23 protein-coding genes are annotated in these 19,653 nt (G+C 63.6%); 9 read left to right on the plus strand and 14 right to left on the minus strand.

All coding sequences use genetic code 11. The features are described 5' to 3' along the window. Positions 1-6 precede the first annotated feature (6 nt). From FJ951_RS22905 to FJ951_RS22940, 8 genes are all read right to left on the minus strand, one after another. Positions 7-903 carry an anti-sigma factor gene (locus tag FJ951_RS22905; RefSeq protein ID WP_140517591.1) on the minus strand — a complete coding sequence of 299 codons (897 nt, stop codon included), beginning with the start codon at positions 901-903 and terminating at the stop codon, positions 7-9. Beyond that, complete coding sequence (locus tag FJ951_RS22910) at positions 900-1,439, minus strand: sigma-70 family RNA polymerase sigma factor (protein WP_140500476.1); 540 nt, start codon at positions 1,437-1,439, stop codon at positions 900-902. Before FJ951_RS22910 ends, FJ951_RS22905 begins: the two co-directional genes overlap by 4 nt. Before the next feature lie 405 nt (positions 1,440-1,844). Next, a complete protein-coding gene (locus tag FJ951_RS22915) occupies positions 1,845-3,050 on the minus strand; it encodes an aminotransferase class V-fold PLP-dependent enzyme (RefSeq protein ID WP_140517592.1) in 1,206 nt (401 codons plus the stop codon). 24 nt (positions 3,051-3,074) lie between these two features. Beyond that, on the minus strand, positions 3,075-3,536 hold the full coding sequence (locus FJ951_RS22920; RefSeq protein WP_140517593.1) for a RidA family protein: 462 nt from the start codon (positions 3,534-3,536) through the stop codon (positions 3,075-3,077). Between the two features lie 38 nt (positions 3,537-3,574). After that, the gene (locus FJ951_RS22925; protein ID WP_140517594.1) at positions 3,575-4,369 is read right to left on the minus strand and encodes an amino acid ABC transporter ATP-binding protein; all 795 of its coding nucleotides are present in this window, start codon (positions 4,367-4,369) and stop codon (positions 3,575-3,577) included. A 2-nt stretch (positions 4,370-4,371) separates the two neighbouring features. After that, on the minus strand, positions 4,372-5,022 hold the full coding sequence (locus FJ951_RS22930) for an amino acid ABC transporter permease (RefSeq protein WP_140500483.1): 651 nt from the start codon (positions 5,020-5,022) through the stop codon (positions 4,372-4,374). 1 nt (position 5,023) lies between these two features. After that, entirely contained in the window at positions 5,024-5,689 is a 666-nt protein-coding gene (locus FJ951_RS22935; RefSeq protein WP_140500485.1) for an amino acid ABC transporter permease, read from the minus strand. A 90-nt stretch (positions 5,690-5,779) separates the two neighbouring features. Beyond that, positions 5,780-6,661 (minus strand): transporter substrate-binding domain-containing protein, encoded by an 882-nt coding sequence (locus tag FJ951_RS22940; protein WP_140500486.1) that lies wholly within the window; start codon positions 6,659-6,661, stop codon positions 5,780-5,782. 129 nt (positions 6,662-6,790) lie between these two features. Between FJ951_RS22940 and FJ951_RS22945 the strand changes: the two genes are divergently transcribed. Next, positions 6,791-7,585 (plus strand): IclR family transcriptional regulator, encoded by a 795-nt coding sequence (locus FJ951_RS22945; protein ID WP_140517595.1) that lies wholly within the window; start codon positions 6,791-6,793, stop codon positions 7,583-7,585. A gap of 2 nt (positions 7,586-7,587) precedes the next feature. Here the strand turns inward: FJ951_RS22945 and FJ951_RS22950 are convergent, their stop codons facing one another. Further along, complete coding sequence (locus FJ951_RS22950) at positions 7,588-7,791, minus strand: YdcH family protein (protein WP_140500489.1); 204 nt, start codon at positions 7,789-7,791, stop codon at positions 7,588-7,590. 240 nt (positions 7,792-8,031) lie between these two features. Between FJ951_RS22950 and FJ951_RS22955 the strand changes: the two genes are divergently transcribed. The 4 genes from FJ951_RS22955 to FJ951_RS22970 all read left to right on the plus strand — a co-directional run bounded on the left by FJ951_RS22955 (position 8,032) and on the right by FJ951_RS22970 (position 11,750). Continuing rightward, positions 8,032-8,211, plus strand: a complete 180-nt coding sequence (locus FJ951_RS22955) for a YdcH family protein (RefSeq protein ID WP_097571999.1) — start codon at positions 8,032-8,034, stop codon at positions 8,209-8,211. 557 nt (positions 8,212-8,768) lie between these two features. After that, positions 8,769-10,019 (plus strand): flavodoxin-dependent (E)-4-hydroxy-3-methylbut-2-enyl-diphosphate synthase, encoded by a 1,251-nt coding sequence (gene ispG, locus FJ951_RS22960; protein ID WP_140517596.1) that lies wholly within the window; start codon positions 8,769-8,771, stop codon positions 10,017-10,019. A gap of 5 nt (positions 10,020-10,024) precedes the next feature. Next, a complete protein-coding gene (locus FJ951_RS22965; protein ID WP_140517597.1) occupies positions 10,025-10,873 on the plus strand; it encodes a lytic transglycosylase domain-containing protein in 849 nt (282 codons plus the stop codon). Between the two features lie 64 nt (positions 10,874-10,937). Beyond that, positions 10,938-11,750 carry a Stf0 family sulfotransferase gene (locus FJ951_RS22970; protein ID WP_224619784.1) on the plus strand — a complete coding sequence of 271 codons (813 nt, stop codon included), beginning with the start codon at positions 10,938-10,940 and terminating at the stop codon, positions 11,748-11,750. On the opposite strand, the gene FJ951_RS22975 is transcribed toward FJ951_RS22970, so the two are convergent. The 5 genes from FJ951_RS22975 to FJ951_RS22995 form a co-directional block, all read right to left on the minus strand. Further along, positions 11,751-14,090 (minus strand): response regulator, encoded by a 2,340-nt coding sequence (locus tag FJ951_RS22975; protein ID WP_140500494.1) that lies wholly within the window; start codon positions 14,088-14,090, stop codon positions 11,751-11,753. Between the two features lie 177 nt (positions 14,091-14,267). After that, positions 14,268-14,510, minus strand: coding sequence for a hypothetical protein (locus FJ951_RS22980; protein ID WP_140500496.1), 243 nt, complete (start codon positions 14,508-14,510; stop codon positions 14,268-14,270). Between the two features lie 13 nt (positions 14,511-14,523). Beyond that, entirely contained in the window at positions 14,524-14,742 is a 219-nt protein-coding gene (locus tag FJ951_RS22985) for a hypothetical protein (protein ID WP_140517598.1), read from the minus strand. A 207-nt stretch (positions 14,743-14,949) separates the two neighbouring features. Further along, a complete protein-coding gene (locus tag FJ951_RS22990) occupies positions 14,950-15,705 on the minus strand; it encodes an SDR family oxidoreductase (protein ID WP_140500499.1) in 756 nt (251 codons plus the stop codon). Between the two features lie 70 nt (positions 15,706-15,775). Then, complete coding sequence (locus FJ951_RS22995) at positions 15,776-16,693, minus strand: polyprenyl synthetase family protein (protein WP_140517599.1); 918 nt, start codon at positions 16,691-16,693, stop codon at positions 15,776-15,778. A 78-nt stretch (positions 16,694-16,771) separates the two neighbouring features. On the opposite strand from FJ951_RS22995, the gene FJ951_RS23000 reads away from it, so the two are divergent. The 4 genes from FJ951_RS23000 (at position 16,772) to FJ951_RS23015 (ending at position 19,559) form a co-directional block, all read left to right on the plus strand. Continuing rightward, positions 16,772-17,533: a transglycosylase domain-containing protein gene (locus FJ951_RS23000; protein ID WP_140500502.1), complete on the plus strand. Its 762-nt coding sequence runs from the start codon at positions 16,772-16,774 to the stop codon at positions 17,531-17,533. 142 nt (positions 17,534-17,675) lie between these two features. Further along, positions 17,676-17,858: a 50S ribosomal protein L32 gene (rpmF, locus tag FJ951_RS23005; RefSeq protein ID WP_008834724.1), complete on the plus strand. Its 183-nt coding sequence runs from the start codon at positions 17,676-17,678 to the stop codon at positions 17,856-17,858. Positions 17,859-18,204: 346 nt separating this feature from the next. Further along, entirely contained in the window at positions 18,205-18,699 is a 495-nt protein-coding gene (locus FJ951_RS23010; RefSeq protein ID WP_140500504.1) for an Lrp/AsnC family transcriptional regulator, read from the plus strand. Between the two features lie 2 nt (positions 18,700-18,701). Further along, on the plus strand, positions 18,702-19,559 hold the full coding sequence (locus FJ951_RS23015; protein ID WP_140517600.1) for a transporter substrate-binding domain-containing protein: 858 nt from the start codon (positions 18,702-18,704) through the stop codon (positions 19,557-19,559). Positions 19,560-19,653: the final 94 nt, after the last annotated feature.

Here is a 19,653-nt window from a genome sequence, read left to right on the forward strand (position 1 = left end):
ATCAGCCTATGCCGCAGCCTTGCGGAAGCGGGCAACGAAATCGTCGAGTTCGGGCCGCTCCATGTCGGAGATCGCCCAGTAGGAGAAGGCGCCGTCGCTCCACTGCACCAGCGAAAAGCCGCCCGAGGAAAGATCGTCAGGCTCGCTGACCTTGCCGCCCTGCTGCGGTTCGGCGACCAGCGTGATCAGATGCTCGCGGTGGCGGTAGACAAGTGCCGGCACCGGGCGGCCGGAAATCACCTCGACCCGGCCGCCGATCAGCGCAAAACCGTCCTTGGCAAGATCCGGTGCCGGCGGCGACACGCCGATCCGGGCGTCGAGCCAGGGCTTTACCGTGTGGCGGTCCGACGAGACGATATCGATCGGGCTGGCGGCAAGCAGGCTGCGGCGATGGCCGCTGGCGACCGCCGCGGCGAAGCTGTCGGACGCGCCGTTGACCATCACCCATTGCGTTGCCCCGCTGGCCAGCACCGCGCTGATCATGATCGAGGCGGCAAGAGCGCGCCAGTCGAACGAACCGAAGCGGCGCGCTCGACTTGGCGACAGCCGCGTATCGGCGTTTCGCCTCTGGCCTCTCCCGCCCGGGGCAAGCACCCCCGGGAGCGCCGGCCGGCCCTGCTGCGGCTTGGCCGTTTCGCCTGACTCCGGCTGCGCGGTGGCCGCAGTGCCAATGGCCGCGATGCGCGCGCGAAAGGCGTCGCCGACATCTGGGCGCGGCAGGCGGCTGACCGCGCCCCGCAAGGCCACGATGCGGGCATGCTCCGAGGCAAGCCGCGGATCGGCCGCAATGCGCCGCTCCACCGCAAGCGCGGCCGCTGCATCAAGTTCGCCATCGACGAGGGCGTGGATCATCAGCCTGATGCCTTCCGGATCATTGGGCAGTCCATCGTCATGCATGGTCATGGCGCTCTCCCCAGGTCAGACATAAGCAGGCTCCGCGCGCGAGCCAGCCTGGACATCACCGTGCCCATCGGCACGCCGAGCATGGCCGCTATCTCGCGATAGCTGAGGCCGCTGATGTCGCGCAGCACAAGCGTCTCGCGAAACGGCTGCGGCAGGGCTGCTATCGCCGTTTCAAGCGCCACCGTGTCGGCCTTGGCGATCAGGCTTGCCTCCGGACCATATTCGTCCGGCACGCTGATGCCGTGTGCCGCCGCCATCTCGTCGAGATCGCCGAGATCACCGACGGCCAACATGCCGCGCGGCCGGTTGCGCGACATCCAGGTATAGGCGGTGTTGCGCACGATGGTCAGCAGCCAGGCGCGGGCATTGCCGCCGGCATAGCCTGATATGCCCGCATGCGCCTTTATGCAGGCGTCCTGCACGACGTCCTCGGCATCGGCGCCATTGCCGGTCAACCAGCGGGCAAGCGCCAGCGCGTCACCGAGATGAGGCAGCACCACCTCGCTGAAGCGCTCGGCTCCGGCCTTCTCGCTCAAAGCAGCACCATCCGATACTCCACGAGGAACAGGCCGTGCGCTTTCAAGCAATACCGGCGGTCTCGCCCCGCCCGTGCGGGCGAAACCCTCGGCAACAGGCAAAGCCGCCTGCCGTGGCGAAAGTGAATTCATCTGCGTCACCAGTGTCAAGCGCAATGGGAAAGCCGTGCATCATGGGAGAGAGGCCGGTTGAGGTCATGCGCTCCAGCACATGGCGGCCGCCGACGCCGCGGCCATGTTCGCTGTCGTGTTCATGATGACGGACATGCGGATCTCCTCAACGCCTGTAGCGGCCTATGTCGAGGAGACCCGTTGCGGCCGAGATTTATTCCCGCCGCGTACGCATCCGGCTGTTCACAGTCACGTGATCAGCCGGTGCTTTGGGTTCGTTGGTCCGCTTGGCGCTCAATCCGGCCAGCGTAAGGCGCCGGAAGAGTCCTTGCGAGCAATCTTCATGGCGTCGGCGGGCCGGTCCTTCGCGGTTAACAGGGCGCGCAGCCGTTCGGCGACGCTCTCCGCCTCTCCGGGATGAAGATTGCAGGGGTCGAGGAAGAAATGGCCGCGTTCGACCTCGTGATTGCGCACGATGATGGGCGGCGATCCACCGGCAAGCGCCGAGGCAAGGCCGGCGGCGGTGAAGCGGCTTTCCGGCAGCACGAAGACCTGCAGGCGGTCGAGCGGGTTGGAGGTCGGGTCGGGAATGATCTCCGCGCCAATGCCCGGGATACCCTGCAGAGCATCCTTCCAAAGGTTGAGGGCGGCCTCTTCGCGCCGGCGGATGCCGGCGTGGTCGCGCTTCTCCCAGGCTTCGAGCGCTGCCATGGTGCCGGCGATACTTTCCTTGCCGACCTTCATGGCGCGGGCGACGCCGCGGTTCTGCAGATAGGCGGCGCGCACCAGATCCTTGCGTCCGGTGACGATGCCGCTGGTCGGGCCGCTCAGGAATTTGTGGCCGCTGTAGATGACGATGTCGGCACCGCGCGCCAGGAAGCCGCGCAGGTCATATTCGGAAGCCGCGTCGACGATCACCGGCACGCCCCTGGCGTGGCAGATTTCACAGAACTCCTCCAGCGACAGCATGCCGTATTGCACCGTGTGATGCGCGACGACATAGAGCCCTGCCGCCGTGCGGTCGTTGATCGCGTCGCGCACATGATAGTCCTGCGTGACGCTGACCGTGCCGGCGGGCACCACCTTGGCGCCGGCAACGCGGACCGACTGGTCGATCGGGGCGCCGTAGTTGACGATGTGGCCAAGCTGGATGATCACCTCCGACTTGAGGTCGCCGGTGTCGTCCGGCAGGCGTTCGATGGCGAGCAGGTTGGTTTCCGTCATCGCGCCGGCGATCGCCATGGTGATGCCGCTGGCACAGCAGGCGGTGATGAAGCCGGCCTCGCCACCGGTGAGGCGCGCGACGACGGCGCTTGCGGCGCGCTGCAGATCGTCCATTTCCACCCATTGCGATGCCATTTCCGACATGGCGCTGATCGCTTCAGGCACGATGATCGACGCGCCGAGCGCCGTCATCGTGCCGGAGACGTTGATGATCGGGCGAAGGCCGAGCCGTTCGCGGATCGTGGTGTTGGAGCCGGTGTCTGAATATGTTTTCATGTGAGCAATCCCGTGGATGACAGATCAGGCAGCGATCTCGACGACCGCTTCGATTTCGACGGTGATGTTTCCGGGTAAGGAGCCGACGCCGATCGCCGAGCGGGCATGCCCGCCGATCGTGGCGAAAACGTCGGCGAAAAGATCGGAGCAGCCATTCACCACTTTGGGGTGGTCGCTGAAGGTCGGCGTGGCGTTGACGAAGCCGAGCAGCTTGACGACGCGCACGATGCGGCCGAGATCGCCGGCGGCAGCATGCATGACGGCAAGCAGGTTGAGGCCGGTGAGGCGGGCATGCTGATAAGCCTCCTCCACCGTCACATCCTCGCCCACCTTCCCGGTGCAGAGCGAGCCGTCGGCCCGCAGCGGTCCCTGGCCGGACAGGAAGATCAGCCGGCCGCTCTCGGCATGGGTAACGAAGTTGGCGATGGGCGTCGGCGGCTCGGGCAATGTGAGGCCGAGTTCGGTGAGCCTGGTGTAAGGCGTCATGGAAGAAGGCTCCTTGGGATGGTGTCAACCATCCAATGTCAGAAATGCGAGGCGCGGAAGCGCGCCAGGAAATTGCGCAGACGCTCATTCTCGGCGTCTGCTGCGAGAATCTCCTTCGGCGGGCCGACCGCGCCGACGCCGCCATCGGCCATGAAGACGATGCGGCTCGAGGCGTCGCGGGCAAAGGCCATCTCATGCGTGACCATCACCATCGTCATGCCGTCCTCGGCGAGGCTGCGCACCACTTCAAGCACCTCGCCGACGAGTTCCGGATCGAGGGCGGAGGTTATCTCGTCGAGCAGCAGGATTTTCGGCCCCATGGCCACGGCGCGCGCAATTCCGACGCGCTGCTGCTGGCCGCCGGAGAGCTCCGCCGGCAGGCTGTCGGCCTTATGGGCAAGACCGACGCGGCCGAGCCAGTGTTCGGCAATCGTGCGCGCCTCCACGGTGCTTTTGCCGCGCACCTTGGTGAGGCCGAGCATGATGTTGCCGGCGGCGGTGAGATGCGGAAACAGGTTGAAGCTCTGGAACACCATGCCGGTCTCGGCGCGCATCGCGGCAAGGTCGCGTTCGCTGCGGCGCTGGCGGGCTCCGGTTTCTCGGAAGCCGACCTCCTTGCCGTCGATGCGGATGGACCCGCTGTCATAGCTCTCCAGGAAGTTGACGCAGCGCAGCAGCGTGGTCTTGCCGCTGCCCGAGGGCCCGATGACCGTCACCACCTCGCCGCGCGCCACGCGCAGGCTGACCGAGCGCAGGACCTGGACGGCGCCAAAGGATTTGGACACATCGCGGATGTCGAGAAGGGCCGGGGCATCGTTCGAGCTTGTGGACATTGCTATTCCCGGATGAAGGAGAAACGCCGCTCCAGCCGCCTGCTGGCAAGCGAAAGCGCATAGTTGACGGCGAAGTAGATGAGGGCGCCAAGGATGTAGAGCGGCATGGCCTCATAGGTGCGGCCGATGACCTGGTTGATGGCCTGCATGAGATCGGTGATGCCGAGCAGCGAGACCAGCGCGCTGCCCTTGACCGCGTCGGTGACGCCATTGATCCAGGGCGGCAGGAAACGCCTGAACGCTTGCGGAAAGATGACATGGGCCAGCCGCTGGCGGAAGGTCAGGCCGATCGCCATTGCCGCCTCCGATTGTCCCTTCGGGATGGAGCCGACGGCGCCCCGGAGATATTCGACGACCTGGGCTGTCTTGAACAAGGTCAGCGCCAGCACGGCAGCCCAGAAGGACGGCAGGTGAAGCCCGACGGCCGGCATCCCGTAGTAGACGAAGAAGATGAGCACCAGGATCGGTATGCCGCGAATAGTGTCGCTGAAGATGCGCACCGCCCAGCGCGCCGGCGCCGGGCCATAGACCAGGCCGACGCCAAGGACGACACCGGCGACGAGCGAGAACGTCACGACCAGCAGCGACACCCAAAGCGTCAGCGCAAAACCCTGAGCCAGGAAAGGCAAGGCGTAGGCGATCTGGCCAAGCATGCTAGTGCACCACCTTGAACCATCGTTCGACGAGCCGGAGCGCGTAAAGCAGGGCGTAGCCGGTCAGCAGATACATCGCCGTCACGACGAGATAGACCTCGACGATGCGGAAGGTGTTGAAGTTGATCCATTGCGCGCCGAAGGTCAGTTCGGGCACCGAGATGACCGAAGCGACGGAGGTGTCCTTGAACAGCGATATGAAAGTGTTGGAAAGCGCCGGCAGCGTGATGCGCAGCATGGTCGGCAGGCGCACATGGAGCAGCCTTTGCCAGGGCGTCAGGCCGATCGCCTTGCCGGCGTCTAGCTGGCCGCGCGGCACCGCTTCGAGACCGGAGCGGAACACCTCGACCAGATAGGCGCCGCTGTAGAGCGCCAGCGTGGCGACGAACGAGGTTTGCGCGCTGTAGGCGATGTCGACCACGGTCGGCAGACCGTAGAAGACGAGATAGACGAGCAGGATCAGCGGCACGTTTCGGATGAATTCGACATAGGCGGCAATGATGCCGCGCACCATGCGTCCGGCCGACACGTACCAGACCGCCAGGACCAGGCCGATGACGATGCCGATGGCGATCGAGATGACGGCGAGCTCCAGGCTGAGCAGCAGACCGCCCCACAGCTTGTCGAAATGCCGCCAGATCAGGTTGAAATTGAGCGCATAACCCATGCGTCGGCCTCAGTGCTCCCGATGTGACGCAAAGCTGGCCGCGTCGCCAGGAAAAAAGGCGGAAGGGTCGGCGCCCTTCCGCCGATGACGTCAGATAACCGGGAAGCCGGGGTGGCGCGCCGGCGGCTCCTGCCCGAAATAGTCCTTGAACGCGGCGTCATAGAGCGCCGTTTCATGGCCGAACATGGCGATGGTGAAGGTCTGGTTGACGAAGGTCAGCCAATCGAGATCGCCTTGCCGGAGCGCCGCGCCATAAAGCATCGAGTACCAGCTCTTGCCGGCATCGAAGTATTTGTCCGGATTGCGCGAGGCGAGCCAGCGCACGGTGGAGAGGTCGACGGCAGCGGCATCGGCACGCTTGGATTCCAATGCCTGCAGCACGTTGGCCTGTGTATCGATCTGCATCACCTGCGCCTCCGGCAAGGCAAAATGCACCGAAGATTCGGCGTCGACATTCTGCAGGATGGAAACGCGCGTCGCGGAGCCTGCGGCAAGCAGCTTGTCGAAGGTCTTGTTCTCGGCGCCGGGCAAAGTCAGCAAGGCGACGCCCTCGACGTAGTAAGGCCTGGAGAAGTTGATCAGCTGCGAGCGCTGCGCGGTCATGGTCATGAACTGGATGGTGATGTCGACCTTGTTCGTCGTCACGTTCGGAATGCGCTGCGCCGGGTCCTGCATGACAAACTCGACCTTGGCCGGGTCATCGAACAAGCCCTTTGCCAGGATGCGCCCCATGGTGATGTCCATGCCGACGAGTTCGCCGGCATCGTTCTCGAAATGCCATGGCGCATTGGTGCTTCCGGTGCCGACAATCAATTTGCCGCGCTCCAGCACGGTGCGTAGCAAGCTATCGGGCGCAGCCTGCGCCGCCGCCTTCTGGACGTCGACCGTTGCCGCCGCGCTCATGACGCCGGCCGTTGCCAGTCCGGCCATGCCCAGTTTCAGAAAATCACGCCTTTTGGATGTGTCGTCCACAGCGACCTCCTTTCGTGTTGTGTTCCCCTACGCACAGGCAATACGCGCACCCGGATCGTTACAGAAATTGTCTCTTACAAGGGACGAGTGTATCCTGTACAAGACAGATACTAACATCAGGAATCGACAATGCAAGATGGCAGCGCCTTGGCGGTCTCAGCGGACGCAAAGATTTCGGTCTCTCGGGAGAAGGGCCTCAACCGGGTGCTCCAGATTCTGGAGTTCCTTCATTCGACGCAGCGCGCCATCGGTATCGGCGACCTCGCCAAGGGGGTCAACGCGCCGCGTTCGACCACCTACACACTGGTGCGATCGCTGGTCGATGCGGGCCTCCTGGAGATGGCCGGCGACGGCAACCGCGTCTATTTCGGTAAGAAGCTCTATCTCTATGGAATGGATTATGTGCGCGGCAACGACCTCTTGAGGCGAGGACGCCAGGAGGTCGACAACCTGTCGCGCGAGACCGGTGAGACCTCCGAACTGTGCATGCTGCAGAGCGGCCGCTACACGATCGTCCACTCGAGCCCGGGCACCCGGCCGTTCCGCATCAGCTCCGCCACCGGATTGCAGATTCCGCTGCCCTGGACCGCGTCAGGCAGGCTGCTGCTCGCCGGCCTCGAACAGGCCCGGATCGAAGCCATGATATCGGAAGACGACCTTATGCTGCCCGATGGCCGCAGATTGCGGCTGGACGATTTCATCGCCGACATAGCGACGGCGCGAGCCACCGGCTATTGCATCACTTCGGGGCTCGTCGACGCCTATACGAAATGCCTCGCCGCGCCGGTGTTTTCAGCACCCGGCACCGTCGAGGCGACGATGTGCCTAGTGGTGTCCATCGACACATCGCAGGAGAAGACAGGCGAACTCCTGGCCCTGTTGCGCGAACGCGCGGCGCGGCTTTCGATCGCGGCCTGGACCTGAAGTCAGGCGATGATGTCCGGGATGATCCTGTCTTCCAGCTTCATCAGCCGATCCTTCAGCGCAAGCTTCTTCTTCTTCATGCGCTGGATCTGCAGCGGGTCGCAGTTCATGGCGATCATCGCATTGATCGCGGCGTCGAAATCGGCGTGTTCCTGCTTCAGCCGGGAAAATTCGAGGCGAATATCGGCCTGTTCCTGATCGGACATTCTCTACCGTCTGCACGTCTGCGGCGCCCAAAGCTGGGCCTGATTGGGCGGGGGGTGGCACTCTCTGCCACCGGCGCGCAGCCCATATCACATTTCACGTTGTCGTGGAATGCTACCACGGATCATTCGACATCGCTGCGCGAAGGTGGCACACTGTCATTGTGCCGTCACAGAGCGAGCCTGCGGTGGACGCGCCTTTGGCGGCTGCAATCGAGGAAATCATGAAAGGGAGAACCAATCATGTCTCTTGCATCCCATCTTGATGAGTTGCAGCGGAAACACGGCGACATCGAACGCGAGCTCGATGACGCGATGAATCACCCGTCGGTGGACGACCTGGAAATCGTGAATCTCAAGCGACGCAAGCTGGCAATCAAGGACGAGATTGAAAAACTGAGGGCCAAACCCACGACGCATTGATGCCCCACTGACATAACCGCTCACCATTCGGGTCTTTCCTGCCGGCGGCAATTGCCGCCGGACTGGTGGTTTTGATCTTCGATTTCAGGTCGACCATCACAGATATTCGTACCAGGCAGAGGCCTTCCGACTTCCTAGTCCCAGGACGAGTAGGGGCGAAGCTCGTCGCGGCTCCCCTTTGCCATAACTGACCGAAGAGTGCAGCGGAGCAGAATTCCGCCTTGCCGCGGCGCTCTGAGGTCAGGGCTTGGATTCTGGGACTGCGCTGCGTCGCTCTTCTCCTTGCTCCTCCCCGAAATGACGGACTCGTTCCGGGAAAGACAAAGCGATGGGGCCTGCCAATCGCCAGGTAGCCGATTGGCCGACGCAAGCGAGCGATAAAAGTCGGGCGCCGAGCAACCGGCGGCGGCATCGATTGCGGCCAGTGGCGACCTGTCGCCATTGACAAGCCATCTTTGCTCCTCCACCTCATGCCCGGACTTCAGCGCATCGGCCCGGAGCGCGCTTTTGTGCGTCCAAGTGGACGCGCGGCGCTCCAGAGATTAAAGGCTGCCGGCATGACCGGATATTATTCCTTTCCCTTCCCGCGCCGCACCTCGGTTGGCGTCGATGTGGGCGGCGTGGTGGTTGGCGGCGGTGCTCCCGTCGTCGTGCAGTCGATGACCAATACGGATACCGCCGATGTCGACCAGACGGTCGCCCAGGTCGCGGCGCTGCATCGCGCCGGCTCCGAGATCGTGCGCATCACCGTAGACCGCGATGAAAGCGCCGCCGCCGTGCCGCGCATCCGGGAGCGGCTGGCGCGGCTCGGTATCAACGTGCCCATCGTCGGCGACTTCCACTATATTGGTCACAAGCTCCTGGCCGATCATCCGGCCTGCGCCGAGGCGCTGGCCAAATACCGCATCAATCCCGGCAATGTCGGCTTCAAGGACAAGAAGGACCGGCAGTTCGCGGCAATCGTCGAGATGGCGATCAAACATGACAAGCCGGTGCGCATCGGCGTCAACTGGGGCTCGCTCGACCAGGAACTCCTGACCCGGCTGATGGACGACAACCAGGCCCGCGGCTTTCCGTTGACCGCACAGCAAGTGACGCGCGAGGCGATCGTGCAGTCGGCGATCCTCTCGGCCGAGATGGCCGAGGAGATCGGCCTTGGCCGCGACAAGATCATCCTCTCGGCCAAGGTCAGCGGCGTGCAGGACCTGATAGCCGTTTACACCGAGCTCGCCAGCCGTTCCGACCATGCGCTGCATCTCGGCCTCACCGAAGCCGGCATGGGCTCGAAAGGCATCGTCGCCTCATCCGCCGCCATGGGCATACTGTTGCAGCAAGGCATCGGCGACACCATCCGCATATCGCTGACGCCGGAGCCGAACGGCGATCGCACGCGCGAGGTGCAGGTGTCGCAGGAATTGCTGCAGACCATGGGCTTCAGGCAATTCGTGCCGATCGTCGCCGCTTGCCCCGGCTGCGGCCGCACAACCTCGACCGTGTTCCAGGAACTGGCCCAGAACATCCAGGCCGATCTCAGGAAGAACATGCCGGCGTGGCGTGAGAAATACCCAGGGGTCGAGAACCTCAAGGTCGCCGTGATGGGCTGCATCGTCAACGGCCCGGGCGAGTCCAAACATGCCGATATCGGCATTTCGCTGCCAGGCACCGGCGAGACGCCGACGGCGCCCGTTTTCGTCGACGGCAAGAAGGCGGCGACGCTGCGCGGACCGTCGATCGCGCAGGATTTCGAAAAGATGGTCGCCGACTATATCGAACAACGATTTGGTCGCGGCAAGGCCGCGGCAGAGTAGGTCGAATGCTGCGCTTCCTCCCGGTGGCGCTGATCCTGCTGTGCGGGTGGCCCACCTTGGCCCAGGCCGATCCGCCGCAATCGGCCAAGCAGCGGCTGATCGACAAGGTCTGCAACCTGATCCAGGCCCATGCCGACCAGAACGGTCTGCCCAGGGATTTCTTCGCCCGGCTGATCTGGAAGGAAAGTCGGTTCGATCCCAACGCCGTCAGTCCGGTTGGCGCCGAAGGAATCGCCCAGTTCATGCCGGGGACCGCCAAGATGCGCGGGCTCGCCAATTCCTTCGACATCAACCAGGCGATCCCGGCCTCGGCGAAATACCTCGCCGAGATGAAGACCAGCTATGGCAATCTCGGCCTGGCGGCCGCCGCCTACAATGCCGGCGAAAACCGGGTCTCGCGCTGGCTGGGCTCGGGCGGCTTCCTGCCGATGGAAACCGAAAGCTATGTCTTCGACATTATGGGCGAGCCGGTCGATAAGTTCGCCGACCGCGCCTATGCCGGAAGCGTGCGACCGCTCGACGCGAAATCCGATTTCGTCGCGGCCTGCCGTAAGCTCCCGGTGATCATGTCGCGGACGGTGGCGATGGCTTCCATCAACATAAAGCCCTGGGGAATCCAGGTGGCCGGCAATTTCCGCCGCAGCGCCGCGATCAACCAGTGGCTCAGGGTGAGAGGCCGCTTCCCGGCCCTGCTAGGCGGGCATGATCCGGTGGTCAGCCGGGTGCGCACGCCGATCGGCCGGCGCGGCATCTACGCGGTCAGGATCGGGGTCGACGACCGTGCCGTCGCCGGCGCTATCTGCCAGAAATTGCAAAGTGTCGGCGGGGCATGCGTGGTGGTGCGCAACCGATAGCGGGTGTGTCGTTGCGGGTGAAGGGGCGATAAAAATGACGGCCGCGGCTATAGGCGACCCTGGATTGGCCGGCATTGCCCTGCCTTCAACGAGCAATGAGGGCCGCAGGATGGTCGACGCATATGTTATCTGCGGCACGCCCAGGACCGGAAGCACTTTGCTGTGCAAGCTCCTGGCCTCCACGAAGGCGGCGGGCGATCCTCATTCGTTCTATCGGCGGCAGGACGTGCCCGAATGGGCCGAAGAGTGGGGGCTGCCCGGCCGCGACACGATGGGCGAACTCGAATTCAATGCCGCCTATCTCAATGCGGCCATCGCCGCCGGCAAGGGTGGGACCGGCATTTTCGGCCTGCGCCTGATGCGAGAGAATCTGGATGAGCTTTCAGCGATACTCGACCGGATTTTCCCGGGGCTTGTCTCGGATAAAGCTCGTTTCGAGAGGGCTTTTGGCCGTGTTCTCTATATACATCTGTCACGCGAGGACAAGCTTGCGCAGGCCGTATCGCTGGTCAAGGCGCAGCAAACCGGCCTTTGGCATGTCGCTCCCGATGGCACCGAACTGGAAAGGGTGGGACCTCCCGGAGAACCTCGATATGATTTCGGGCGGATCAAGGATGAGGTTGCCGGGCTCGATGGTTATGACACTGCCTGGAACATGTGGTTCGCGGAGCAAGAGGTAATCCCGCTGCGGATCGGCTATGAGCGCCTGTCGAGCGATCCGGTTGCAACGTTGGCGTCCGTTTGCGACGCCTTGGGGGTTCAGGCACCGGATGCTGGGGATATAAGACCCGGCGTCGCAAGGCTTGCCGACGAGACAAGCCTCGACTGGATGCGCCGTTATCATCTGGATGCGGCGTCCGAGGCGTCGACGGTATAGCTATGCCGTCTTCGCCACCACCGTTTCGCTGAGCCAGGTGCCGATCTTGGCGCCGAGGCGGTCGGGTGAAACCGGCTTCGGCAGATAGTCGTCCATGCCGGCTTCGATGCACTTGTCGCGGTCGCCCTTCAGCGCATGCGCGGTGACGCCGATGATCGGAATGTGGCTGCCATCCGAGGCCTCCGTCGCCCGGATGGCGCGGGTCGCCTCGTAACCGTTCATCTCCGGCATGGAGACGTCCATCAGGATCAGCCTCGGGCGCAACGAGCGGTACATCTCGACCGCCGTGCGGCCGTTGCCGGCTATACGATAGCTCAAGCCCAACCCGTTGAGAATCTGGCCGAACACCAACTGGTTCACCTCGTTGTCCTCGGCGATGAGGATGTCGATCGGACCATTCGGCGCGACCGTCGGTTCCGGCACGGGGACGGCTGGCATTGCCGGGCCGCGGATGACGGTAAAGGCGGGCGGCGCCGCCTGCGGCAGCGCCGGTACGGGTTCGCGAACGAACTGCGCCCTGCCGACCTGCGAGCGGGCTTTCTGGACGACCGAGATGACGGTGCCGAGCAGGACCGCGGAGCGCGCCGGCTTGGTCAGGTGCGCGGCAATGCCGAAATCAATGATCATCTTGCCGAAATCGACCTGGTCGACCGAGGTCAGGAGCACGACCGGTATGGCCGACAGCCGGCTGTCGGCGGCGATGGCTTTCGCGACATCGGCGCCGTTCATACCGGGCATCTGGTAATCGAGGATGATGCAATCGACGGCGGCCCCCAGCTGGCAGGCGCGGTCGAGGAAAGCCAAGCCGACCGCACCGCTTTCGGCGGCGGCGCAGTCGAAGCTCCAGCTCCTGAGCTGTTCGAGCAGGATCTCGCGGTTGACCGGATTGTCGTCGATGACCAGAACGCGGGCGCCGGTGACGTCGACCGGCACGATCTCGTCGCGAGCCTCGGCACGATGCACGGGCAGGGGCACCGCGAACCAGAATACGGAGCCGCGGCCGATCTCGCTCTCGACGCCAATCTTGCCGGCCATCAGGTCGACGAGGCGGGCGGCGATGGCGAGACCAAGGCCGGTGCCCTCGTGACGGCGGGTCGAGGAGCCGTCGACCTGGGCGAATTTTTCGAACACGTTCTGCAACTTTTCGGCCGGGATGCCGATGCCGGTGTCCTCGACGCGCAACTTGAGCTGGACGACGTCATTGACGGTTTCGCCGCCGACGTCGATCAGCACATGGCCCTTCTCGGTGAACTTCACCGCGTTGCCGAGCAGGTTGGTGACAATCTGGCGGAACCGCCCGGCGTCGCCGACGACGTAGGCCGGCAGGCGCGGGTCGACGCGCACGATCAGTTCGAGGTTCTTTTCGGCGACATGGGCGGAGACGAGCGTGGCCACATCCTCGACCGCCTCGGCAAGGCGGAACGGCGCCGGGTCGAGCGTGAGCTGGCCGGCATTGATCTTGGAGAAATCGAGGATGTCGTTGATGATGGTGAGCAGCGCATTGCCGGATTTGACGATGACGTCGGTGAAGGTCTTCTGGCGCGCGGTCAGCTCAGTCTTGGCCAGCAGCTCGGCCATGCCGAGCACGCCGTTCATCGGCGTGCGGATTTCGTGGCTCATATTGGCGAGGAATTCCGATTTGGCGCGGTCGGCCGCCTCGGCCTTGAACAGCGACTCGGCGGATTCGGCGAAGGCGCGGCGGATGGCTTGCTCCATCGGCCGGAAGATCCAGAAAGCGGCGATGGAGAGCACCGCGAACAGCAATCCGCTCGCCCACAGCAGCAGCCGGTCACTGGAGGCATCGGCCAAATGGCGCTCGTCGTCCATGGCGGTGCGGACGCGGACCAGCATCGGCTGGGCAAACAGGTCGTTCTGGTTGCGGATTTCGCGATAGCTCCACTCATCGACCTTCTGCGCCACCGACATCAGGTTGAAGTTTCGAATCATGTCGCGCGGAGACCAGAAAAGGTCGCCATTGACCGAAGCGGATTCGAGCTCGTTGATCGTCTTTGTCGACAGGCGTGGACGCAATGCGGCGATCTGGGTCGCAAGCGTCCCAATCTCGCTGGTCAGGCGTTCCGAATGGCCGCGCGCCGACGCGGTCAGCGCATCGCGCGTCTCCGCTCGCCAGGCGGTTCCCGTCGTCTCGGCGAAGCTGGTCGCGTTGCGCAGATCGCGGGTAAAGATGACAAGGTTGCTGCTCAGGGCATCGATCTGGTGGCGGAAGGAATTGACGCGATCAAGTGCGAGCATGATCGCCAGCGAAGCCAACGCGAAGATCAGCAATCCTGAGAGATAACGGCTCCGGATGGACCGTATGAAGGAAGAATATTCCGGCATGCGCAACCCCAACACATACGCATTATTTTAACGGTCGGGATTACGCTTGATTTACATTAAGATTTCGTTCTGGCGACCGAGAATTTCGGATTCCCGCAGCCTCCCATGTAGCCTGCCGGCTGCGCCGAGATGAAGGGCCGCGCCACTTCAAGGGACGGTCAAGCTTCGGATATTATTTCAATCCGCGGGCCGTTTGTGATGCCGGGATTCCTGGTTCGAGCCGCGAAGCATTTCACGGTCATCGGCATCGACCAGATCGACGTCGCCGCCCCTGAGCGACTGGCCCTGCTGGCGAGCCGTTCTTTCCTGCTTCGACCGCTTCAGTTCGTCCTCGGCGTTGAAATTCTTGTCCGCATTCTTGGTGTTCACCCGCTCCTCGATGATTTGCACCTGCTGTTCGTGGGTCTTCTTGCCGGTCATGGGATATCTCCCTCTATTTGTTCGTCCGGCCGGTCTGGTCGGGGTTCACACCGCCTTGCGGGGTGGTGTCGTTCTCGACATCGCCCCGAAAAGTATTTTCGCCATCGAGTTCCTCGTCGTCGTCAAGAATGTCGCCACCCTTGATGGTGCCTTTGGATGCGCCGATGCCGGGATCGTTGCGCAAGTCGCGATCGCTTGGCCTCGGCTGTTTGCGATGCTTGTTGTCGTTCATGGGTTGCCTCCTGCTTCTGGTCCCGAACGTCGCGACGGGTGCAATTGTTCCCGAAACGCAAGGTCCCCAAACGCTCTGGCCGGGAGTGAGACCACCGCAGCCGCGTATCTTCGAACAGCGGAATGCTGCCACGAGTGATGTCAGCTCCGCGTCAACCGGTTATCGATCGGGCAGCATTTGGCGCGCCTGCCTGTTCGGCGCGGCGGATCAGATCGACGCTGTGATGCCGCCGTCCACATAGAGAATATGGCCGTTTACGAAAGAGGAGGCCTCGCTGGCCAGGAAGACGCAGGCGCCGACCAGTTCCTCGACCTTTCCCCAGCGGCCGGCTGGCGTGCGCTTTTCCAGCCAGGTGCTGAACGCAGGGTCGGCGACAAGGGCAGCGTTGAGCGGCGTATCGAAATAGCCGGGTGCAACGGCATTGCATTGCAGGCCATGTTTGGCCCAATCCGTAGCCATGCCCTTGGTCAGGTTGCCGACCGCGCCTTTCGTCGCCGTGTAGGGCGCGATGCCCGGACGGGCGAGCGCGGTCTGCACGCTGGCGATGTTGATGATCTTGCCGCGGCCGCGCCTGATCATATGGCGCGCCACGGCCTGGCCGACATGGAAGACGCTGGCGACGTTGGTCTGCAGCAGGCGCTCGAACGCATCGGCGGGAAACTCCTCGAGCGGCGCGCGGAATTGCATGCCGGCATTGTTCACCAAAATGTCGATCGCTCCGCCGTCCAGTTCGAAACCGTCGACCGCCGAGCGAACCGCTTCATGATCGGTAGCATCGAAGGCCAGCTTTTCCGCTCCGGGAATCTGCCTGATCGCGGTGGCGAGCCTTGCCTCGTCACGGCCGTTGAGGATCACCCTGGCGCCGGCTTCGGCCAAACCCTTGGCCAAGGCGAAGCCTATGCCTTGCGAGGAGCCGGTTACGAGGGCGGTGCGCCCGCTGAGATCGAACAATTTGGTCGACATCGAACCTGATCCTCCCGATTGGCCCGTTAAACAGAAACCTTCACGCCAAGCCTCGGGGTCTGCCCCGATCTCAATTGTTGCGCGTCGCCACGAAGGTCGCGGCTGCCTTCAGCAGGCCGGCCTGCTCGCCATAGGGTTCGAGCAGCGCATGCGCCTGATGGACAAGGCCATGCAACTGGGCGCGTGCCCATGCCTCCCCGTGCAGCGCCACCAGCGTTGCCTTGCCAGCGGCGGCGTCCTTGCCCGTCGCCTTGCCCATCTGTGCGGCATCCGCGGTCAAATCGAGAAGATCGTCGGCAAGCTGGAAGGCAAGCCCGATCGCCGAGCCGAACTCGGCCAGTCTTTCGCGATCCCCGGCAGGCACGCCGGCGACGACCGCGCCCGCCTCGCAGGCAAAGCGGATCAGCGCACCGGTCTTCATCGCCTGCAGCCGGATGATCCCGGCCTCGTCCGGGGCGATGCGCTCGGCCTCGAGGTCCAGCGTCTGGCCGCCGACCATGCCGCCGGTCCCGGCGGCGCGGGCGAGCGCCAGCACAAGGGCGGCCCGCCGCTCCGCCGGCAGCGCCGTGGTCTCGTCGGCGAGGATGTCGAAGGCAAGCGTCAGCAGGGCGTCGCCGGCCAGGATGGCGGTCGCCTCGTCGAAGGCCCTGTGCACGGTAGGCTGGCCGCGGCGCAGATCGTCGTCGTCCATCGCCGGCAGGTCGTCATGGATCAGCGAATAGCAGTGCACGCATTCCAGTGCGGCCGCCACGCGCAGTGCCGCTTCGCCGTCGGCGGAAAACAGGGCCGCGCTTTCCATCACCAGAAAGGGGCGCAGGCGCTTACCGCCGTTGAGCACGCCGTGCCGCATCGCCGCCATAAGGCGCTCGGGCCGCGCGATCTCGCCCGTGAGCGCGCGGTCGTCGAGCAATCGCCGCAGCAACGTCTCGACGGCGGCGGCCCGTGCGACGAGCGCCGTTTCGAACGCCATTTCATCGTCATTCGTCATGGCCCGGACCGGTAGCCGACACTCAGACGTTGCGCAAGAAGACAAGCGCCATTATGCCGGGGGAGGGAGAGACACGGGTTGGGCGACTTGGCGGAACCGATCGTCGATCATGAAACCGAAAAGCTGGACATGGCGACGAGATCCCGTGGCGTGAACCGTCGTGCTCTCAAACGCTGGGTCCGGCGCGGTATCGTCGTGGCTGCCGTGCTGGCGCTTATCCCTACGGTGCTGACCTTTCTCTATCTGCCGTCTTTCGTGCATCCGGTGTCGACGCTGATGCTGAAGGATCTTGCCACCTTCTCCGGCTATGACCGCCGCTGGGTGTCGATCGACGACGTGGCACCGGTGCTGGCCAATTCGGTGATCATGTCGGAGGACGGACAGTTCTGTTTCCATCGCGGCGTCGACCTCGGCGAATTGCGGGGTGTCGTCGACGACGCGCTGGCCGGCGAGGGGACGCGCGGCGCCTCGACCATCACCATGCAGACGGTGAAGAACCTGTTTTTGTGGTCTCGTCCGCTGGGCACGGTTCGTAAAGTGGTCGAGTTGCCGCTGGCCGTGTATCTCGACGCGGTGATGTCGAAGCGGCGCATCATGGAAATCTACCTCAACATCGCCGAGTGGGGGCCGGGCATATACGGCATCGAGGCGGCGGCGCGGCACCATTTCGGTATTTCGGCAAAACAGCTGTCGCGCCGTCAGGCCGCGCTGCTTGCCGTCAGCTTGCCAAATCCGATCGCCCGCAACCCGGCCAAGCCCGGGCCGGGGCTGAGGAGGCTGGCCAACCTGATCGAGCGGCGCGCCGGCCGATCCGGCGCTTATGTCGGCTGCCTCCAGTAGCCGACATAAAAAAATTCGCGGGCAGCGCTGGCCAAAACGGCACCGGGCGTGTATAGGCACCCGACTTTCTCAGATTCCGGCCCCTGACACGGCCCTTTCACGAGGGCGGGCGGGGCTTTTGACCATGTAGTGGAGCATATCCATGGCCGTTCCGAAACGAAAAACCTCTCCGTCCAAGCGCGGCATGCGCCGCTCGGCAGACGCCCTCAAGGCCCCGACCTATGTCGAGGACAAGAACTCCGGCGAAATGCGCCGCCCGCACCATATCGACCTGAAGACCGGCATGTATCGCGGCCGCCAGGTGCTGACGCCCAAGGAAAGCTGAGACCAGCTTTCCTGATGTTTGAGCTAAAAAGACCGGCCGCTGGCCGGTCTTTTTGCGTCTGGCGGGACCGACGACCGACAGCGTAGCTGCGTCTCCAGGCCTTGATCTCCGATCGGCCCGGACGCCGCCTCATCGCGCATCCTCGAGGCATGGCCGATTGCATACCTCACATCGCCTTCGACTCGGTCGACACGACTTTTCCCAATGATCGAACCGTGAGCCCGATGCGCGGCAATCGCCGGAGGCAGCGTCGCTGGTGTTTTTCGCAATCTGTGGGATTGCCATAGACGGTTTCTTATGCGATTTTTGAATTTATAGTCGGAAATCGACACAGATTGGGAATTCGATGTGGGATTTCGTCAGCACAAGTGATCTCGACGATACCGAGCAGGCCGTCCTTTCCCAACTCAAAGTCGATGGGCGGATGTCGAGTGTGGATATCGCCAAGCGCATCGGCGTCACCGAAGCGACGGTGCGGCGGAAAATGGCCCGTGTGCTCGAGGACCCGGATATCTGCATCCAGGCGGTCGTGCGCCCTTTGCGCAGCGATGTCGGCATTGCGGCCATTGTCGGGCTCGACGTCGACCGCGAGCACATCATCAGCGTTGCTCGAAAACTGTCGGAATACTCGTTCGTCGACAGCGTCTACGCCATGACCGGGCCGTTCGACATCATCATCCAGCTCACTTTGCCATCCACGACCAGCCTGCACGATTTCCTCGTCAGTGAACTGGCCAACGTTCCCGGGATCAAGGATTCCGAGAGCTACATGATCGGTCGCGTCTTCAAGCATAGCGGCCGGGCTTACCAGCACAGCAAAACCGAAGAAAAAAGAGGGTAACAATGGGTGAGTTTCTTTCCGCTTCGCGCCGCCGCGTCCTGACCCTTCTTGCCGCCGCGCCGCTCCTCCTGCCGTTCGCTGCCACCGCCCATGCCGATGGGCTGGTCGACCAAATCAAGCAGCGCGGCACCATCCTCGTCGGAACCGAGGCCGCGTTCGAGCCGTTCGAATTCGTCCGCGACGGCCAGATCGTCGGCTATAACAAGGACATTCTCGACTATGTGGTCAGCCAGCTCGGCGTGAAGCTCGACCAGCTCAACCTGCCTTTCCAAGGCTTGCTGCCAGGGCTGCTGGCCAAGAAGTTCGACCTGATGGCGACCTCGACCGGCATCAACGCCGAGCGGGCGGCGAAATACGCCTATACGCGGCCGACCGGTTCGTTCGAGAACGTCGTCGTCGTGCGCGTCGACGAGGAGCGCATCAAGAAGCCGGAGGACATCAACGGCATGGTGGTGGCCACGCAACTCGCCTCCTCCGTGCAGCCCATCATCGAGGCCTATGACAAGGAGCTCAAGGATAAAGGCGGCAAGGGTGTCGGCGAGATGAAGCTGTTCACCTCCTTCCCCGAGACCCATGTCGCTCTGGCCTCCGGCCAGGTCGACGCCATCGTCATCGCCTCGCCTTCGGCGGCCGTTCTGATGAAGAACGTTCCCGATACCTACAAGGTCGTCGGCTCGATCGGCGAATTCTCCTATCTCTCCTGGGTGGTGCGGCCGGAGGACAAGGATCTGCGCGCCTTCATCAACGCCAAAATCGGCGACTTGAAGGACAGCGGCAAGCTGAAGGAGCTTCAGCTCAAATGGTTCGGGTTCGAGATGAAGACGCCCGACGAGGGTTATCTGCCGCCTGGCGCGCTCTAAGCCCCCAACCAGGCGCCCGGCGCTGCCGGACCGGTGGTTCCAGTCATTGGACGCGCCGGTCTCGGATGGCCCGGACGTCCAGGGATCATTCGAG

This window comes from Mesorhizobium sp. B2-2-3 (genome assembly GCF_006442405.1).
Classification (GTDB): domain Bacteria; phylum Pseudomonadota; class Alphaproteobacteria; order Rhizobiales; family Rhizobiaceae; genus Mesorhizobium.

What these genes read in the sequence shown, in the direction of transcription:
- FJ951_RS22905 (WP_140517591.1), bottom strand. Translation starts at nt 903, where the DNA reads ATGACCATGCATGACGATGGACTGCCCAATGATCCGGAAGGCATCAGG.
- FJ951_RS22915 (WP_140517592.1), bottom strand. Translation starts at nt 3,050, where the DNA reads ATGAAAACATATTCAGACACCGGCTCCAACACCACGATCCGCGAACGG.
- FJ951_RS22920 (WP_140517593.1), bottom strand. Translation starts at nt 3,536, where the DNA reads ATGACGCCTTACACCAGGCTCACCGAACTCGGCCTCACATTGCCCGAG.
- FJ951_RS22925 (WP_140517594.1), bottom strand. Translation starts at nt 4,369, where the DNA reads ATGTCCACAAGCTCGAACGATGCCCCGGCCCTTCTCGACATCCGCGAT.
- FJ951_RS22930 (WP_140500483.1), bottom strand. Translation starts at nt 5,022, where the DNA reads ATGCTTGGCCAGATCGCCTACGCCTTGCCTTTCCTGGCTCAGGGTTTT.
- FJ951_RS22935 (WP_140500485.1), bottom strand. Translation starts at nt 5,689, where the DNA reads ATGGGTTATGCGCTCAATTTCAACCTGATCTGGCGGCATTTCGACAAG.
- FJ951_RS22945 (WP_140517595.1), top strand. Translation starts at nt 6,791, where the DNA reads ATGCAAGATGGCAGCGCCTTGGCGGTCTCAGCGGACGCAAAGATTTCG.
- FJ951_RS22950 (WP_140500489.1), bottom strand. Translation starts at nt 7,791, where the DNA reads ATGTCCGATCAGGAACAGGCCGATATTCGCCTCGAATTTTCCCGGCTG.
- FJ951_RS22955 (WP_097571999.1), top strand. Translation starts at nt 8,032, where the DNA reads ATGTCTCTTGCATCCCATCTTGATGAGTTGCAGCGGAAACACGGCGAC.
- ispG (WP_140517596.1), top strand. Translation starts at nt 8,769, where the DNA reads ATGACCGGATATTATTCCTTTCCCTTCCCGCGCCGCACCTCGGTTGGC.
- FJ951_RS22965 (WP_140517597.1), top strand. Translation starts at nt 10,025, where the DNA reads ATGCTGCGCTTCCTCCCGGTGGCGCTGATCCTGCTGTGCGGGTGGCCC.
- FJ951_RS22975 (WP_140500494.1), bottom strand. Translation starts at nt 14,090, where the DNA reads ATGCCGGAATATTCTTCCTTCATACGGTCCATCCGGAGCCGTTATCTC.
- FJ951_RS22980 (WP_140500496.1), bottom strand. Translation starts at nt 14,510, where the DNA reads ATGACCGGCAAGAAGACCCACGAACAGCAGGTGCAAATCATCGAGGAG.
- FJ951_RS22985 (WP_140517598.1), bottom strand. Translation starts at nt 14,742, where the DNA reads ATGAACGACAACAAGCATCGCAAACAGCCGAGGCCAAGCGATCGCGAC.
- FJ951_RS22990 (WP_140500499.1), bottom strand. Translation starts at nt 15,705, where the DNA reads ATGTCGACCAAATTGTTCGATCTCAGCGGGCGCACCGCCCTCGTAACC.
- FJ951_RS22995 (WP_140517599.1), bottom strand. Translation starts at nt 16,693, where the DNA reads ATGACGAATGACGATGAAATGGCGTTCGAAACGGCGCTCGTCGCACGG.
- rpmF (WP_008834724.1), top strand. Translation starts at nt 17,676, where the DNA reads ATGGCCGTTCCGAAACGAAAAACCTCTCCGTCCAAGCGCGGCATGCGC.
- FJ951_RS23010 (WP_140500504.1), top strand. Translation starts at nt 18,205, where the DNA reads ATGTGGGATTTCGTCAGCACAAGTGATCTCGACGATACCGAGCAGGCC.
- FJ951_RS23015 (WP_140517600.1), top strand. Translation starts at nt 18,702, where the DNA reads ATGGGTGAGTTTCTTTCCGCTTCGCGCCGCCGCGTCCTGACCCTTCTT.